This is a genomic window from Lysinibacillus sp. K60, from assembly GCF_019731275.1.
GTDB lineage: Bacteria > Bacillota > Bacilli > Bacillales_A > Planococcaceae > Lysinibacillus > Lysinibacillus capsici.
Genome location: NZ_JAASJR010000004.1, coordinates 280,177 through 298,359 on the forward strand (window position 1 = coordinate 280,177; position 18,183 = coordinate 298,359).

16 protein-coding genes and 1 riboswitch are annotated in these 18,183 nt (G+C 38.5%); of the genes, 3 read left to right on the forward strand and 13 right to left on the reverse strand.

The genetic code is table 11. The features are described 5' to 3' along the window. Window positions 1-61: 61 nt before the first annotated feature. Together HCH28_RS11645 and HCH28_RS11650 are read right to left on the reverse strand one after the other, a co-directional pair. Window positions 62-1,570, reverse strand: coding sequence for an alanine/glycine:cation symporter family protein (locus HCH28_RS11645; protein ID WP_221681056.1), 1,509 nt, complete (start codon window positions 1,568-1,570; stop codon window positions 62-64). 126 nt (window positions 1,571-1,696) lie between these two features. Beyond that, window positions 1,697-2,503, reverse strand: a complete 807-nt coding sequence (locus tag HCH28_RS11650) for an alpha/beta hydrolase (RefSeq protein WP_221681057.1) — start codon at window positions 2,501-2,503, stop codon at window positions 1,697-1,699. Between the two features lie 134 nt (window positions 2,504-2,637). Here HCH28_RS11650 and HCH28_RS11655 point away from each other — a divergent pair, with 134 nt between their 5' ends. Next, window positions 2,638-3,150, forward strand: coding sequence for a gamma carbonic anhydrase (locus HCH28_RS11655; protein ID WP_221681058.1), 513 nt, complete (start codon window positions 2,638-2,640; stop codon window positions 3,148-3,150). A gap of 180 nt (window positions 3,151-3,330) precedes the next feature. On the opposite strand, the gene metK is transcribed toward HCH28_RS11655, so the two are convergent. Next, a complete protein-coding gene (metK, locus tag HCH28_RS11660; protein WP_221681059.1) occupies window positions 3,331-4,527 on the reverse strand; it encodes a methionine adenosyltransferase in 1,197 nt (398 codons plus the stop codon). 258 nt (window positions 4,528-4,785) lie between these two features. Further along, a riboswitch (SAM riboswitch) is annotated at window positions 4,786-4,904 on the reverse strand. Between the two features lie 389 nt (window positions 4,905-5,293). Here metK and pckA point away from each other — a divergent pair. Then, window positions 5,294-6,880, forward strand: coding sequence for a phosphoenolpyruvate carboxykinase (ATP) (gene pckA, locus HCH28_RS11665; protein WP_066038097.1), 1,587 nt, complete (start codon window positions 5,294-5,296; stop codon window positions 6,878-6,880). A 65-nt stretch (window positions 6,881-6,945) separates the two neighbouring features. On the opposite strand, the gene HCH28_RS11670 is transcribed toward pckA, so the two are convergent. The 10 genes from HCH28_RS11670 to HCH28_RS11715 all read right to left on the reverse strand — a co-directional run bounded on the left by HCH28_RS11670 (window position 6,946) and on the right by HCH28_RS11715 (window position 16,321). Then, window positions 6,946-7,722 (reverse strand): alpha/beta hydrolase family protein, encoded by a 777-nt coding sequence (locus tag HCH28_RS11670; RefSeq protein ID WP_221681060.1) that lies wholly within the window; start codon window positions 7,720-7,722, stop codon window positions 6,946-6,948. Continuing rightward, window positions 7,706-8,173: an NUDIX domain-containing protein gene (locus tag HCH28_RS11675; RefSeq protein WP_221681061.1), complete on the reverse strand. Its 468-nt coding sequence runs from the start codon at window positions 8,171-8,173 to the stop codon at window positions 7,706-7,708. Before HCH28_RS11675 ends, HCH28_RS11670 begins: the two co-directional genes overlap by 17 nt. A gap of 195 nt (window positions 8,174-8,368) precedes the next feature. Then, window positions 8,369-9,292 (reverse strand): aminopeptidase, encoded by a 924-nt coding sequence (locus tag HCH28_RS11680; protein WP_221681062.1) that lies wholly within the window; start codon window positions 9,290-9,292, stop codon window positions 8,369-8,371. An 11-nt stretch (window positions 9,293-9,303) separates the two neighbouring features. After that, window positions 9,304-10,065, reverse strand: a complete 762-nt coding sequence (locus HCH28_RS11685) for an IclR family transcriptional regulator (RefSeq protein WP_221681063.1) — start codon at window positions 10,063-10,065, stop codon at window positions 9,304-9,306. Between the two features lie 134 nt (window positions 10,066-10,199). Next, on the reverse strand, window positions 10,200-11,468 hold the full coding sequence (locus HCH28_RS11690; RefSeq protein ID WP_221681064.1) for a M20 family metallopeptidase: 1,269 nt from the start codon (window positions 11,466-11,468) through the stop codon (window positions 10,200-10,202). Next, window positions 11,461-12,414 (reverse strand): DUF1177 domain-containing protein, encoded by a 954-nt coding sequence (locus tag HCH28_RS11695; RefSeq protein ID WP_221681065.1) that lies wholly within the window; start codon window positions 12,412-12,414, stop codon window positions 11,461-11,463. The genes HCH28_RS11690 and HCH28_RS11695 overlap by 8 nt, the downstream gene beginning before the upstream one ends. 44 nt (window positions 12,415-12,458) lie before the next feature. Continuing rightward, window positions 12,459-13,466 carry an ABC transporter ATP-binding protein gene (locus HCH28_RS11700; RefSeq protein WP_221681066.1) on the reverse strand — a complete coding sequence of 336 codons (1,008 nt, stop codon included), beginning with the start codon at window positions 13,464-13,466 and terminating at the stop codon, window positions 12,459-12,461. Beyond that, window positions 13,450-14,472: an ABC transporter ATP-binding protein gene (locus HCH28_RS11705; RefSeq protein ID WP_221681067.1), complete on the reverse strand. Its 1,023-nt coding sequence runs from the start codon at window positions 14,470-14,472 to the stop codon at window positions 13,450-13,452. The genes HCH28_RS11700 and HCH28_RS11705 overlap by 17 nt, the downstream gene beginning before the upstream one ends. Before the next feature lie 17 nt (window positions 14,473-14,489). Then, the gene (locus tag HCH28_RS11710) at window positions 14,490-15,356 is read right to left on the reverse strand and encodes an ABC transporter permease (protein ID WP_004225950.1); all 867 of its coding nucleotides are present in this window, start codon (window positions 15,354-15,356) and stop codon (window positions 14,490-14,492) included. A 2-nt stretch (window positions 15,357-15,358) separates the two neighbouring features. After that, window positions 15,359-16,321: an ABC transporter permease gene (locus tag HCH28_RS11715; RefSeq protein ID WP_004225947.1), complete on the reverse strand. Its 963-nt coding sequence runs from the start codon at window positions 16,319-16,321 to the stop codon at window positions 15,359-15,361. A 217-nt stretch (window positions 16,322-16,538) separates the two neighbouring features. Here HCH28_RS11715 and HCH28_RS11720 point away from each other — a divergent pair, with 217 nt between their 5' ends. Continuing rightward, on the forward strand, window positions 16,539-18,140 hold the full coding sequence (locus tag HCH28_RS11720) for an ABC transporter substrate-binding protein (protein ID WP_221681068.1): 1,602 nt from the start codon (window positions 16,539-16,541) through the stop codon (window positions 18,138-18,140). The last annotated feature ends 43 nt before the right edge of the window (window positions 18,141-18,183 follow it).

Sequence of the window (18,183 nt, forward strand, 5' to 3'; positions counted from 1 at the left end):
GAGGACAAGCTAAAAGGCGATCAGCTAGTTTGATAGAAACTAGCTGATCGCCTTGCTTTATCTACTTGTTATTACGTTTTTCATTATAGTCAACCCAGAAATCTGCACCTTTAATTCCTAATTTACGAGGATCAAAGACTGGGTCTTTTCCTTCTTTTTTCTGTTTCTCGTAATCTTTTAATGCAACAATAGCTGGTTTCATAATAATTAAAATAGCTATAACATTAATCCAAACCATCAGACCAAGGCCTACATCACCCATTGCCCATGCTAGACCAGACGTACGGATTGTACCATAGAAGGCCGCAACTAAAATGGCAATTTTGGCAATCCAGATGAATACCTTTTCTGTGCTACCTCTAAATAAGTAAGCAACATTTGTTTCTGCAATATAGTAGTAAGCCATAATTGTTGTAAAGGCAAAGAAGAATAACGCTATGGCTACAAACGGAGCTCCAAAGCCAGGTAATGATGAGTCAACTGCATATTGTGTATACGCAGCTCCTGCTTCAATACTTTTCGCAAAAGTCATTTGCTCATCGCCTGCTAATCCACCACTATTGAATTCTCCAACATGAATAAATGGATCTGCGCCTTCAGCTGCCTTTTCATCTTGCACATTATACATACCTGTAAATAAAATCATAAAGGCCGTAGCAGAACAAATTAATAATGTATCAATATACACAGACGCTGCTTGAACAATTCCTTGCTTAGCAGGATGCGATACTTCCGCAGCTGCCGCAGGGTGAGCTCCAGTTCCTTGACCAGCTTCATTGGAGTAAATTCCACGTTTAACACCCCAAGCAATCGCTGAACCAATAACGCCGCCAAAAATTTCTTGAGCCCCAAAGGCACTAGAAAAAATTAATCCGATAACTGTTGGTACTTGTGAAATATTCATAAAGATAATGATAATGGCCATAATGATATAAGCTAATGCCATAAATGGTACAATTATTTGAGCAGCGTTTGCAATCGATTTAATACCACCAATGATAATAGCACCTAGTAACACAACAATTATAAGTCCTGTGATCCATGTATCCAAACCGAAAGCGTTTTCAACAGCACCTGCGATGGCATTTGACTGCACACCAGGCATCAAAATTAACATTGCAATTAAAGCAGCTACAGCAAAAATAACTGCAAACCATTTTTGACCCATTCCTTTTTCTATGTAAAAGGCCGGTCCACCACGATATTCTGTATCTTTCTCTTCTTTATAGATTTGAGCTAATGTTGACTCTACATACGCGGTAGCCGCACCAATGAAAGCGATTGCCCACATCCAAAAGACAGCACCGGGTCCTCCCATTCCAATTGCTGTCGCAGTACCAGCAATATTACCTGTACCTACACGTCCTGATAATGCGATAGACATTGCTTGGAAAGAAGATATTCCCTTTTCCGATTTCTCCCCTTTAAACATTAAAACAAACATATCTTTAATGTGCCTTACCTGTAGGAACCTTGTGATAATTGAGAAAAATAACCCAATCAATAAGATACCATAAATAAACCATGGTCCCCATAAAATACCATTCAACTTCTCCACAATTACATCCATTTTACCCCTCCAATTTAAAATACCTTACTTTAGATCATTATAGTATTACACTTTTCAGAAAATTACAATATTATTTTTGAGTAACAATATTTAAGTAAGTAACCTAGTAAATGGAAGGGTATAAACCTATTTAATTATATAACCAATTCTTCGAAGAGCATTATTAATAAAATCTCGTATATACATAAAAATTTCTTCGCGCTCTCCCTCATGGAATAAATTATGATAACAATTTGCCCATTCTTTAAACTGAAATTCCGTGAATTCCTGTTGATGAAGCCAATTTCGAGTTTGGCGAGTGTCCGTAATTTTATCCTTCTCAGCTGTCATAATGAGCATAGGCATATTTGGCATTTCACCTTTAGGCAGCATCACTAAATTTTTCATCATCTGCTGAAGCTCTCGATACCATTTCACAGAAACAACAGACATGAGCGGTACCTCATCTTTCATTTCTTCTCTGCCTTCAACACTACGCGTTAATTTCTCTAATGTAATGTCATGTGTCAATTTAACATTCGCTGTTAACGCACTTAGACTTGTTAAAGCATTTGTTAATTTACCTGGTAATAGCTTTAGTTGCAACCAAGGTGATGTTAAAATAATGCCCGCACATTCATATTGTCTCTTTTGCATTGTATGGAGGATTAATGTTGCACCTAGTCCATGTCCTATTACAAAGGTTGGTAAATTATATGAAAAAGCATTCTCAATCAGGTTTCTTGTATACTTATTGTACAATTTGAAGTCTTCATCATGGACTCGAGCAAACCTTGCATTACCCCCATGATTCGGTAAATCCCCCATGACTATGTGGAAGCCTTCTAATCTTAATTTCTCTATCAGCCATGCATACCAACGGTGATTTTCATAAGCACCATGAAGAATAGCAATCACAGCTTTTGCTTGTCCATCAGCTTCCCATTTCCACATTTACATAGTCCTCCTAAAAAATAATTACACTTTGATTATATCGAAATAAATAGCACATTTTAATTTTATATTTCCATAATGTTGCGTATTTGATACGATAATACTACATTATAGAAAGAAAAGAGGCGATTTTCATGATTTATCCATTTAAAGATAAAACGCCAAAGATCGATCCGTCTGTTTTCATTGCTGATTATGCAACTGTTACGGGCGACGTAACAATTGGCGCCGAAACAACCATTTGGTTTAATACGGTTATTCGTGGTGATGTTTCCCCAACGATTATCGGTAAACGTGTCAGTATTCAAGATCTTTGCTGTTTACACCAAAGCCCAAAATATCCGCTCATTATTGAAGATGAGGTAACAGTTGGACACCAAGTCACTTTACATAGTTGTACAATTCGCAAAAATGCCTTAATTGGTATGGGATCCATTATTTTAGACGGAGCTGAGATTGGAGAAGGTGCATTTATTGGAGCAGGAAGCCTAGTACCTCCTGGTAAAGTCATTCCTCCAAATAGTCTAGCTTTAGGTCGTCCAGCAAAAGTTGTCCGAGAATTAAATGCTGAGGATAAAGAGGATATGGAACGCATCGTACGAGAATACGCAGAAAAAGGTCGATATTATAAATCACTTCAAAAATAAATAATCTACACAAAAAAATTAATACCAACGAAAAAATCCCTCGCGTTTTCGTGTACCGAATATGTTCACGAATCCTAGCGAGGTATTTTTTATAAAAAAACAAAAGGAGCAGTATTGCTCCTTTGCTTATTAATACATTAGAATAATTTTCTAATGACTTCATTACTTTAGTTCAATAGTTTATAAACATGCTTTTTCTCGTAACGCGTCTGCTTTATCAATTTGCTCCCATGGTACATTTAAATCTGTACGACCAAAATGTCCATATGCAGCAGTTTGTTTATAAATGGGACGACGAAGATCAAGCATTTTAATGATACCTGCTGGGCGTAAATCGAATAGCTCGCGTACCCATTCAACGATCTCGCTTTCTTTCACTCTACCTGTGCCAAATGTATCGACAGCAATGGAAACAGGCTGGGCAACGCCAATCGCATAAGCGAGTTGCACTTCAGCACGCTCTGCTAAGCCAGCTGCTACGATATTTTTCGCTACATAACGTGCTGCATATGCCGCTGAACGGTCTACCTTGGTTGCATCCTTACCTGAGAAGGCACCACCACCGTGACGTGCATAACCACCGTATGTATCAACAATGATTTTACGTCCTGTTAATCCAGCATCACCTTTTGGTCCACCAATTACAAAACGGCCAGTTGGATTGATAAAGTATTTCGTATTAGCATCTAATAATTCACTTGGTACAACTGGTGCAATAACAAATTCTTTTAAATCTGCTTGAATTTGTTCAAGTGTTGCTTCTTCATCATGCTGTGTTGAAATAACAATTGTATCCACGCGAACCGGTACATTATTGTCATCATATTCTATCGTTACTTGCGTTTTACCATCAGGACGTAAATAGGCAAGTTCACCTGATTTACGTACTTCTGTTAAACGGCGTGCTAATTTGTGTGCCAAGCTAATTGGTAATGGCATTAGCTCTGGTGTTTCATTACATGCATAGCCAAACATTAAGCCTTGGTCACCAGCACCAATTGCTTCAATATCTGCATCTGTCATAGAGCCTTCACGTGCCTCTAATGCCTGATCAACACCTTGAGCAATATCAGGTGATTGTTCACCAATTGCCACAAGCACCGCTAAGTTCTCAGCATCAAAGCCATATTTACCTCGTGTATAGCCAATTTCAGCTACAGTGTCACGAACAATACCTTTAATATCTACATAAGTAGAAGTTGTAATTTCTCCTGCTACTAATACTAATCCTGTTGTTACAGTTGTTTCACACGCTACACGTGCATTTGGATCTTCTGCTAAAATAGCATCTAAAATGGCATCCGAGATTTGGTCACAAATCTTATCTGGATGTCCTTCTGTTACACTCTCTGATGTAAACAGTCGACGGTTTGTCATTTGGTTTTCCTCCTAAATACTCTTACAATAAGTAGTTGTGTATGAATACGGTACTCATTACCCATGTCAAGTCCGCTCCTAAGGATTGAACTCTCAAGCCGTTACTGCTGCTTTTAACACGAGGATTTCGAAAGATCCGTCATTATAATAAGGAAAGAACTACATATACTTACCTTTACATTGATTTTTAACAATAAAAAAATCCTTTTCTCACGTTACTTTACATGAGGAAAGGAATAATGACTGCGTAACCTTTCACTCTTATCGTTCAAGGGATGTTCCCTTGCATCAGGTTGGCACCAACGCATGTCGTGAAATAGTTCATGCAGGTTGCCGGGTTTCACAGGGCCTGACCCTCCACCAGCTCGGGATAAGAGTATCCGTTCAATCTCATGTTACTGAAAAGGTCGAACGTTGTCAAATATTTTCTTATGTATTACTGTATAGAAAGGAAAGAACTTATTACACAAAAACTTTTCATACTTGGATGATGATGTAAATAGAAGCAAATTAATCCCTACAACATACCTAGCTACTTGTGGTAACATATGTGTGGCTCAATCTTCATGCCTAATTACAGTAGGATTGATGGTATTCTCCTCGAAAAACATTATTTTTTGTCAGTTTATTGAAAAGTGGTAAAAACTCTAAAATAATTTCTTAATTAGTATAGATTATTTAAGCAATTGTGTTATACTATTTTTGAAATTAAGAAAAAATCCCTCTAAATCAAGGGAATACTATAAAAAAGGATGGTATTTAATCGATGAATTCAGTAGAAATTGCAAACGAACTGAAGGAATTATTAAACGGCGGTAACATTAATGTTCAACTTTCAGTACCACAATTAGCAGAAAAAGCTACATCTCGTGGTGAAGCAATGTTAACAGTAGATGGCGCAGTTCGTGCAGAAACTGGCAAATACACTGGTCGTTCACCTAAAGATAAATATACGGTAGAAGAAGAAAGCACAAAAGATCAAATTGACTGGGGTAAAGTAAACCAACCAATTTCTTCTGAAGTGTTCGATAACCTATATGTAAAAGTAATAAAATATTTAAAAGAACGTGACGAGTTATTCGTATTCAAAGGCTTTGCAGGTGCTGACAAAGATTCACAATTAAGCATTCAAGTTATTAATGAATACGCATGGCACAATCTTTTTGCTCATCAATTATTTATCCGTCCAACAGCAGATGAATTAGCTTCTCATGTTGCTGACTTCACTGTCATCTCAGCTCCTAACTTTAAAGCAGATCCTGCGGTTGATGGCACTGCTTCTGAAACATTCATCATCGTATCACTTGAAAAGAAAATTATTTTAATTGGTGGTACAGAATATGCTGGTGAAATGAAAAAATCTATCTTTGGTATCATGAACTACTTATTACCACAACAAGGTATTCTTTCAATGCACTGCTCAGCAAACGTTGGTGAAGCTGGCGATGTGGCGTTATTCTTCGGTCTATCTGGTACTGGTAAAACGACGTTATCAGCTGATCCTGATCGTAAGCTAATCGGTGACGATGAACACGGTTGGTCTGATAATGGTGTGTTCAACATTGAGGGTGGTTGCTATGCAAAAACAATCAACCTTTCTGCTGAAAAAGAACCAGAAATCTACAATGCAATCCGCTTCGGCTCTGTATTAGAAAACGTAGCTGTTGATCCAGAAACTCGTATTTGTGACTATGACGATGGTTCACTAACAGAAAATACACGTGTAGCTTATCCAATCCAATATATCGAAAATATCGTTGATCCTTCTGTTGCAGGTCATCCAAAAACAATCATCTTCCTAACAGCTGATGCATTTGGCGTGTTACCTCCAATCAGTAAATTAACAAAAGAACAAGCAATGTATCACTTCCTAAGCGGGTTCACTTCTAAACTTGCTGGAACTGAACGTGGTGTGACTGAGCCAGAACCAGTATTCTCTACTTGCTTCGGTTCTCCATTCCTTCCGCTTCCTGCAACAGTATACGCAGAAATGTTAGGTCAAAAAATTGACGAGCACGGTGCACAGGTATACTTAGTAAACACTGGTTGGACTGGTGGCGAATATGGCACAGGTAGCCGTATGAAACTTTCATACACACGTACAATGGTCCGTGCAGCAATCGATGGTAAATTAGCAGATGTTGAAACAACACAAGATGCTGTGTTTGGTTTACACATTCCAACAGCAGTTGAAGGAGTACCTTCAGAAGTGTTAAATCCTCGTGAAGCTTGGGCAGATAAAGCTGCATACGATGCAAAAGCTGCTGAGCTTGCAGGCTTATTCAACGAAAACTTCAAGAAATTCTCAAACGTTTCTGAAGCCATCACTACACTTGGTGGCCCATTAAAGTAGCGTCTATATAAAAGACAAAGGGAACAAATTATTCGTTCCCTTTGTCTTTTTGTTTTCTCTACGCTTTATTGTTGTTTCATCCACTTGCAAAGAGCACGGACAGTTTCACGATTTTTTGCTGGTGGATATTGATGTGCATAGTGAAGATCATACCAAGTTTCGAATGATTTATTTGCTTCTTCTAAAAAAAATGCCAATTGTCTGGCATGTTCAATATCCACATTTTCATCACGATAGCCATGAATGATAAGAACGGGAGCTGTTATTCGCTCTATCTCAAAAAGAGGTGTTCTTGCATCATACGCTTCTGGTACACGATTAGGTGTTCCTCCAATAACGCGCTTCATCATCCTGCGCATATCTGTACGTTCCCAATAAGTGGCCGTTGCATCAGAAACACCTGCCCATGTTACAACAGAAGTAATATCCCTTCTTAAAATGGCTGTCCACAGAGCCATAATACCACCTCGTGAAAAACCAAAAACATGGATATTGTCATTGCAGAATTGTTTGAGTACATCTACGGCATAGACCGCATCGTAACGGTCTGCCCCTGCAAACTCGTCACGACCCTCTCCCCCACGATTCCCACGATAATATGGGGCAAATACGATAAAGCCCTGCGCCGCAAATTGTGCAATACGAGAGGGTCTGACCATCCCAATGCTTTGCATGCCGCCTCTTAAATATAAAAAGCCATCATATGTACCTTCTGCCTTTGGCTCTGCTAATAGTCCTTTTATACGTAAGCCCTGTGAAAGATAGGTTATTTCCGTTAAACTTATAGCTGGATTTGGTGAAGGATAGGGGCGTTTTTCGATAATATCACCATTGTGTGTCACGATGTTTCAGCTCCTCCAGCATTTTCTTCATCCCCTCATCCTTCATGTGAAAACTCAAGTAAGGATGCTGAACAAATTCTTCATCGGTTAACCAAAGCATGCCTGACGTTTCTAAATCAAATTCTATATCCTCTTGCGCTAAAAATTGTGCAGTGAAAACGGTTTTACAAAAAACGATTTCATCATACACTGCATACTCTGCAAACCATTGAAGATTTTTCACATGAACACCCGTCTCTTCAAAAACTTCTCGAATCGCCGCCTCCTCTAATGTTTCGCCTTCTTCTAATTTCCCCCCTGGCACTTCTACACCACGTCGTTTATGGACAGTACATAACCATTTATTTTCATACTTTAAAAGGACAAGGACGTGTTTAGGTTCTACTTTAAATTCGCCTCTTGTAAAACTCAAATCTACTTGTAGGCCATGTAAATCTGTAAATGTTAACATCTCTTCACCCTCACGTTCTTTCTTGTTGCAAAACAAAAGTAACTTTCTTCATCATTACTTCTATTTTATGGACAGAATTTAATCATCATTCCTATCTATATTAACTATATTGTAAACCTACAATGACAAGCAACCCTAAGCTACAGTCTTATAAAGCATGAAAAAAGCGTGCTTCATAGGAAGACACGCTTTTCTTTAAATTACTTGCTGACCGTCAAAATAGACGATAGGACTTTTCACAACACAATCAATATGAACATCTGACGCATTGGCTCCACCAAATGGCGCATTACTGCCAAAAGCGATATGGATGGTCCCATACACCTTCTCATCCTCTAATACATTGCCACATAGGATAGCACTTTTATTGGCTCCGATGCCAAACTCAGCAATAACTCTACCATTGCCTTCACCAAGTAATGCCAGTAGTCGTGGACCATCAGGACCGATTGCTTCTTCTAAGCGACCATTCTTTATTTTTAATAATAATGGCTCTTTTAAGACACCAATATTAGCAATTGAGCCATCTACTAAAATCTCTCCATTCGCTGATGTTTCTATTGGTGCAATATAGGACTCTCCTGAAGGAATATTCCCATACTCACCAGGTTGACGAATCACCCCTGTGGAACGAATGCCGAAACGACCTTCTACACTGAACGTCAGCTCATGGCCATCCTTGATAATACGAATATCTTTTGCCGTATCAAGTAAAAGGGCATATTTTTCTACTGTAGCTTCGATCTCCTGTGCATCTGCATGAAGGGCACCTTGCTCCAGCATCTCCAATGTTACCCCTGGCATTGTTGCTACACGTCCACCCTTTTCACAGGCATGTTTACGAGCCAATGTATGTGTTAGGGAGTGGGAGGTAATACACAGTGTAACATCGGCATTTGCCATAAGCTCAGAAACTGCATGGATTGGCTCCTGCCCTGATTTCTCTAACAGGGGCATCACCATGAACATTGTATTTGCAGTAATTGACAGTCCAGCTTCATAAAAATTTTTCGCGATGTCTTGTTTGTGGCTATCCGTCAAAATTAATAGTGACTCTGAAGATTGAACATTTAAATTGCCTTTTAAAACATTTAGTGCAATGTCATGTAAATGATGCATAATAGGACTCCTTAATTAAAATTCAAATGATATCTACGAATAATTCCTTCTATTTCATTTCTAGCTTCCGTTAAAGGTCCCAAAAACTCAGGAACACGTTGCTCTGTAAAACGATAAATTGGTCCAGAAACGGTAATAGACGCTACGACCTGTTCCTCACTATTAAATATAGGCATAGCTAGCGCCAATACATCGACCGAATACTCACTGTTACTAAGTGCATAGCCACATGTTCTAATTTTTTCTAGCTCTGCCCTTATTTCTGTGGCATCTGTCATTGTATTATTTGTATAAGCTGTTAATGGTTCATCTATAACCTTTGCAATTTGTTCTTCATTTAAAAAAGCAAGCATCGAACGATAAGATGCTCCTACATACAGTGGCGATCTACTTCCTCTTGAAACTGTAAACTTCACCTTATTTACAGGCTCTGCTTTCAATAATGTTAACGCTTCCAGTCCATTCAGTACGGTAAAAATGGCTGTTTCACCAGTGACATCCTTTAATTTTTCAAGAACTGGCATACATAGCTGATCTATGTTTAATGAATCATACATATTCATACCTATTTCCCATAGTGCAATTCCCAGAGAATATTTTTTTGTTATAGGATCTTTTGTAATAAACCCATTATTTTCGAAGGTTTCAAGAATGCGATATAAATTTGTATGATTCATGTTCATCGCCAGTGCTAACTCTCGACCACCCCATGTGGGCTTTTCCTTTGTAAACATTTTTAAAACCGCAATTGATAAATTTAATGTCTTTAGCATATCTCTCATCCTTCTGAACTATTTATCTGTACAAACGGCTGCAAATCTCTCTCTTAAGGGGGAAATAATTGACAGATTTAGCAGCCGTCAGCACCTGATATCACTTTATCAAAAGTAAGAGAGTAGCTAATCTCTTACTTTTGATATAGGAAATCAACAGCAGCAGTTATATAAACTTTTGCACAGCGTACGATATCCTCAACACGCACTTTTTCATTATAACCATGAATACTTGGTAAATAAGCTGGGCCGTATTGCAATACAGGAATATCATATTGTCTGAAATGACGAGCGTCACTGCTTGCCCATTGCATGACACCATATGCCTCTTGCCCTGTAACATACGATATATTTTCCACTATCGATTGGCAAACAGGATTTTCAGCAGGCGTATAATTGGCTACGCTTTTGAAGCCAAAACGTTGGATTGAATAATCCATAGCCAAGCCATCTAGTTTAGTTGTCAAGATTTCAGTTACTTCTTCTTGTGTAATACCAAATGGTAAACGACAATCGACCTGGACCTTACAGTAATCTGGGATTACGTTTGACTTCGTACCTCCCTCAATTGTACCAATATTTACAGTAATTTTCTCTAAAACTTCTTGATATTTCAAGCGATCTTTCTCCACTTCACGCATGTATTTTTTTGATACCTCAATAAGTGGCTGTACCTCTTCAGGAATTGTGATTTCTACATCCCATAGTGTACGAATCTCTTCTATAGCTCGAATTGCATCGACAATGGCATTTCGTCCAGCCAATGGTGATAGACTTCCATGACCAGGTTCCCCACGCACCTCTAATTCAAACCAGTAAGAGCCCTTTTGTCCAATGGTTGGGTTTAAAGGTGAAGAGGGCTCAGCGATTAAACAACCATCTCCCTGCACATAGCCTCGCTCTAACAGCCAAGGAACACCGAATTCACCGCCAGTTTCTTCATCTGGTACGATCGCCAAAGTTAATTTCCCTGGTAGTTCAATGTTCAGTTTCTTTAATAGCTTTGTTGCAAAAATAATACCTGCTAAACCGGCTTTCATATCACTCGCCCCACGGCCAAGCATCCAGCCATCCTTCACTTCTCCTGAAAACGGATCAAAATCCCATTTTGATAGATCACCGACAGGAACAACATCGGTATGGCCACAATAAACGAGTTCTTTTCCTTCCCCATTTCCAATAGAAGCTACTAAATTAAACATTTTATCTGCAGCTTCATATTTTTGATAAGTAATGCCTACTTCATTTAAATAATTTTCGATAAAAGCTGTTATTTCAGTCGTATCCCCCGGAGGATTGACACTTGGAATTTGAATGAGCTTTGAACAAAACGCTATCAATTCATCTTGATGATTTTCAACTGCATCTACTAATTGAGCTTTAAGTGCTTGTAAATCATTCATGTGTGTGTACCTCTTTTCCTTTCGTTTGTAAATGACTCATGCTACCATATAAGCCTTTCATATGTGTAAATTGTGTTTCATCAAAGAAAGAGCATTTATTAGCACCATAAGTTTTTGCTACCTCTAACACAAATCGCACAACATTTTCTACATCTGTGACATGGGTTGCACCTGTTGCACAGCCTGCCACAACAGATTCAGTTGTAATCGCTACACCTACAACAGGGCTAGATGTTGCAACTGCTGGTTGTAAAATACTATTGATATGGAATAAACCATTCCCATATGGTGTAATGTCTTGCATCGTGATCGGCAGAACAACTGGAGAAATGCCAGCAGATTGTGTATAAACGTGCAATAAATCATCACTAATTTTTAATATGTAACCTTCTTTGACAGTTGGAGTTATAGCAAATCCTTTATGGTTACATACTAGATTGCCTTTTGTTGTATCAATGGATAGAATAGCATCCATTGTATCTTCTACTTCATTTTCGTTCATGACACTAATATCCACTGGAGAGTTCATAAATGGCACTGGCTCATGTGGTAAGGTTGGAGCTGTTGGACAAATATGTGTGGAGAAAATAACGTCACCCTCTAGTTGATCACCCTTTAAGGCCATATCAATAGCTTTGGCTGCTCCTGCCAGACATGCTAGTGCACCGTCTCCATCTGATACAAAGCCTGTCATTTCAGGGCGTGCTCCAATACCACCTAATCGTCCTATAATTCCTAATGTAGGTGCATTCCCGCCAGAGGATTTACCGTTCTTTCCTTTCACGAGGACGCGAACAAAATCAGTTGAGCCGCTTTCGCCTTGAATAGTTTTTACCTTGACATCTGCTGTGGAATCAATATTGTGTAAATACTCTTTAATCGTGTCTCCGTTTACATAAATACTATCCATTACCTCGTATAATTCAATAACATGCTTCAATGACATAATCAGTCCGCTCCTTTTTCTGCTTCAATAAATTTTATCTTTCGTTAAATGGATGATACTTCTTGCTGTATCGACTTAAATAAATGACACGATACTTGATGTGTAGCTGATACTGTATCAAGTGTCGGTTGGACCTCTGCACATTTTTCTGTAGCAAAACGACAACGCTTATGGAATGCACAGCCACTCGGAGGATTAACAGGGCTTGGAACATCGCCAGATAAAATAATACGGTCCTTTTTATCAAAAGGATTTTCCTTAGGTATGGCCGATAACAAGGCTTGTGTATAAGGATGCTGAGGTTTCTCATAAATTTCCTTGTATGAACCAATTTCCACTATTTTCCCTAAATACATGACAGCAATACGATCACACATGTAGTTCACCACATTCAAATCATGTGAAATAAAAATATAGGTTAAACCGAATTCTTTCTGTAAATCTTTTAATAGATTGATAACCTGAGCCTGTACAGAGACATCTAATGCAGAAACAGGTTCATCACACACCACAATATCTGGATTCAGTGCAAGAGCCCGAGCAATATTAATGCGTTGTCTCTGTCCACCAGAAAATTCATGTGGATGGCGCTTTGCATGGTAGGCACTTAATCCGACCGTTTCAAGTAATTCAACTACTCGCTTTTTACGGGATGCCTCATCACCAATCCCATGAATCACTAATGGCTCAGCAATAAGATATTCAATCGTTTTACGAGGATCGAGTGATGCATAAGGATTTTGGAAAACCATTTGGATGGATTTTCGAGCAGAGCGGATATCTTTTGAATTTAAGCCTGCTAAATCCGTTCCCTTAAATTCAACTATTCCCTCTGTTGGTGAAATTAGCTGGTTGATTAAACGGGCGACTGTCGATTTACCACACCCCGACTCTCCCACAATCCCCAGTGTCTCGCCTTTATATAACTCAAAACTTACACCATCTACCGCCTTCACAAATTGTGTTGGTTTTTTAAAAGGAATTGAACTTTTAATGGGAAAATGCTTTTTTAAATTACTTACCTTTAAGACAAGTTCATTGTACTGTTGCATTAAAAATTCCCTCCTTCCTAGGGACAATTTGATCTTTTGCTTGTAAATGGCAGGCTACAAAATGGTTGTCCTGTACTTCCACTAAGTCAGGCACCGTACTACGACAAATATCTGTTGCTAAAGGACATCGTGCTGAGAAGTGACAGCCACTATGTGGCATTGTTAAATCTGGCGGACTACCTGGAATAGCTGGCAGCCTTTGTTGCTCTTGTGTCCCCATTGTAATTTGAGACTCTAATAATCCCCACGTATAGGGATGTAAAGGTTTTTCATAGAGCTGTCTTGTTGTAGTAGACTCTACTGTACGACCTGCATACATAACATTTACTTTGTCACATAGCTCCCAAACCACACCTAAATCGTGCGTAATCATAATAATGGCTGTATCGTGTTCTTGTTGTAATTTTTTCATTAAATCAAGAATTTGAGCTTGTACAGTTACATCTAGTGCAGTTGTAGGCTCATCAGCAATGAGTAGTTTCGGGTTACAAGCTAGGGCAATAGCAATCATGACACGCTGACGCATTCCACCTGAAAATTCGTGAGGATACATTTTTAATCGTTTCTCTGGCTCAGGAATCCCAACCATTTTTAACATATCAACGGCTTTGATAGCAGCATCTTTCTTCGATATTGTTTCATGTGCTTGAATCACTTCAATAATTTGATTGCCTACTGTTAATACAGGATTCAAACTTGTAATAGGATCTTGGAAAATCATTGAGATGTCATTGCCTCGTACATTGCGCATTTCCTTTTCAGAAATTCCTATTAAATCGCGGCCATTAAATAGAATTTTTCCATTCGTTATTTTTCCTGGCGGAGATGGAATTAAACGCATGAGAGCAGTGGCTGTAACACTTTTTCCTGATCCTGACTCTCCCACAATACCTAGTGTTTCCTTCTTATTTAATTGTAAATTTACTCCATTAACAGCTTTCATTGTAGAGCCGCCACTTTTAAATTCTACTGTTAAGTTTTCTACATCTAGTAAACGTTCAGTCATGACTCCACCCCCTTCCATTAAACTTTCATTTTCGGATCTAATGCATCGCGCAATCCATCCCCTAATAGGTTAATTCCAAGAACTGTTAATAAAATACAAATGCCTGAAAATGTCGCCATTTGGGGATTTAATACTAAAAAGTCTTTGCCATCTTTTAATATACTGCCCCATGAAGCTGTCGGTGGTTGAACGCCTAATCCTAAAAAGCTAAGGGCAGCTTCTGAAATGATAGCGCCAGCTGTGCTCATCGTTCCATAGACAATTAAAGGTGCCAAACAGTTCGGTAATATATGGCTAAAAATGATCCTCGTATGTGTAGCACCTAAAGAATGCGTTACTTCAACGAATTCTTCCTCTTTTACACTTAACACCTGTCCTCGAACAAGACGTGCGAAACCTGGAATATTAGCAATACCAATCGCAACAATGACATTGACAAGTCCTTGCCCTAATACCGTCATTAATGTAATAGCTAATAATATAAACGGGAATGCGAAAAGACCATCCATTGTGCGCATGATAATGGAATCAATGCGTCCACCAAAATACCCTGCCACTAAGCCTAGCAGTGTGCCAAACACAGCACCAAATAGCACTGCCGCAATCCCAACAATCATTGAGATTCTTGTACCGTAAACTAAGCGACTAAACAAATCACGACCATAGTTATCTGTTCCTAACAAATGTCCTTCTGTATTCATCGGTAAAAACGATTTACCGACAATCATCTCATTCGGTGGATGGGTAGCAATCAATGGGGCAAAAATAGCAACAATACCCATTAAAGTGACAATGATTAACCCAATTGTCGCTAATTTATTTTTTAGCAACTTGCGCAATAAGGTATTTCTTTTTTTCGTTTCTTGGACGATTGCTTGAGTCATTGTTATTTTTTCCCCCCATCTGATTCTAAATTGACCTTAGGATTCACCACTTTATAAAGTACATCGACTACTAAGTTAACAAGCACAAAGATAAACGCAATGAAAATAACAGTACCTTGGACGACTACAAAGTCACGTTTATCAATGGCATCTACAATTAATCGACCCATACCAGGCCAACTAAAAATTGTTTCTGTTAAAACCGCTCCGCCCAGTAAATTAGAAATTTGCATTCCTAACACGGTTAAAATCGGTGTTAGTGCATTCTTAAATGCATGTTTACCAATTACTAAATATTCTTTAATACCTTTAGAACGAGCTGTTTTAATATAATCTTGCGAAATAACCTCTAACATACTTGAACGGGTAATCCGTGCAAATGTCGCCATTGGAATCGTTGCTAAAGCAAATGCTGGCAAAATTAAATGCTTCAAATAGGTCCATAGGCCATCGCTGATATTCCCCATCCCAGTCGCTGGGAACCAACCAAGGTTAACACTAAAGAATAAAACAAGCATGATGCCCAACCAGAAAATTGGCATGGATACACCAACTAATGACACAAGCATAACAACATAATCAATGATGGTATTTTGCTTTCTCGCTGCAAATATTCCTGCTGGGATGCCAATCACGACTGCTATTAACAGCGCTGCCAATGCCAATATCACTGTATTAGGGAACCTTTCGAGAATAAGTCCGATGACAGACTCACTATAAGAATAGGAATATCCTAAATTTAACTGTGCTAGATCTCCTACATATGAAATAAATTGCGAAGGCATGGATTTATTTAATCCTAGCTCTTCTCTTAAATTCTCTACATCTTCTACACTCGCTTGTGGTCCAAGCATGACTGAAGCCGGGTCACCAGGAATCATTCGCGTAATAATAAAGACGATAATTCCTACTACTAGCAGTGTCGGGATGAGGTTAACTAATCTTTTTAAAATAAATGAGCCCATCTTAGCAAGACCTCCTTTTCATTATTAGAATCAGTGGTTCATATTGTGAATAACCACATAGTACACCACATAATAATTGTTTGTAAATATTTTTTTCTGAATCTTTGTAATTTTATATTTACTTTCTGTTTACAAATGTGCTAATTTTAATCTCGAACCTACCATTTTTGAATCAACGGTTCATATTGTGAAACAAAAACTAAGGAGGCTAGTGCATATGAAGAAATTAAACGTAAGAAAGTCTTTACTACTACTCTTTTTAACTTTACTAATTGGTGTTTTAGCAGCTTGTGGTGGAAACAATGAGAAAAGTACTTCAACGGATGAAAAAGAGGGAGAAGCTACTTCTGGAGGCACATTAAATGTCGGTCTGTCAGCCAATGCAAAAACGTTTGATCCGATCAAATATACAGGGGTTTATGAATCACAGGTAATGCGTCAAATGGGTGATACGTTAGTTGTTTATAACAAAGATCTATCTGATATCATCCCATCGTTAGCAACAGAATGGAATGTATCAGAGGATATGTTAGTCTACACATTCAAATTACGCGAAGGTGTTAAATTCCAAAAAGGTCAGTATCAGGATGGCCGTGAAATGACAGCTGAAGATGTGAAATACTCTTTAGAACGCTCTGCTAAAGAATCTGCTATGAATCGTTTAAGTGGTGTGACAGAAGTGAAAGTGTTATCGGATTATGAGGTAGAGATTCACTTAGCTACACCGAATGCTGCCCTACTTGCTATGCTAACGGATGCAGGGAATATTATTATTCCAAAAGAAGAGGTTGAAGGATGGGGCGATAATTTTTCTGAACACTTTGTTGGTACAGGTCCATTCCAACTAACTGAATGGAAAAAAGACCAAGAGGTAAAATTAGTTCGTCACGGTAATTACTGGGGCGATAAGCCGAATATCGATAACTTAACAATGAAATTTATCTCCGATCAAAATATGATGACAAACGCATTACGTTCTGGTGATATTGATATTGCCATGGATGTTAAAGGTCAAAACCGAGAAATCATCAATCAAGATAGTAACCTTGAGCTTTTAACAAATCCAGGTCTATCTATTGTTTATCTTGATCTTAATAACAAAGTAGGTCCAACTGCTGACAAGCGCGTTCGTGAAGCAATTTATATGGCAACAAATGTAGAGGAAATTATTTCTGGCGTTAACCAATGGGGTGGCGGCGATGTTTCTTATTTACCATTACCACCAGGTTCATGGGGATATGATCAATCGTTAGTTGATATGGTACCAAAGTATAATCCAGAAGAAGCAAAAAAATTACTAGCAGAGGCTGGTTATGCTGATGGGTTCAAGACAGAGATTTTTGTATCAGAAGCACGTGTTCCTTACGCAACGATTTTCCAAAGTCAGTTAAAGAAGAACTTAAATATTGATGTGGAAATAAAAGTGCTTGAATGGGGTACTTACAGTGATACTGTGGCAAAGGGTAATGCGCCAATGAATATTGGTGGCTGGACTTGGTACCCAGATCCTTATTTCTTCCTTTATCAATTATTCCACACAAATCAAATTGGTGCGTTAGGAAATGGTAAAGGCTACAGCAATCCAGAAGTGGATAAATTATTAGAACGTGCCGTATCAGAAACAGTGGTGCAAGAAGAACGTGCAAAATTATACCAAGAAGCATTAAAGTTGATTTTAGCTGATGTTCCACGTATTGAATTAGAGGCAACACAAACTGTTGCAGGTGTAAACAAAAAAGTACAGGGCTTTGAGGTTTCTGCTGATAACTCCGTACAAATTGTCCATCCAAATGGCACAAACGTATCCATTACAAAATAATTAAACTTGAAAAGTGGAGATACCAGTCTCCGCTTTTCTCTTC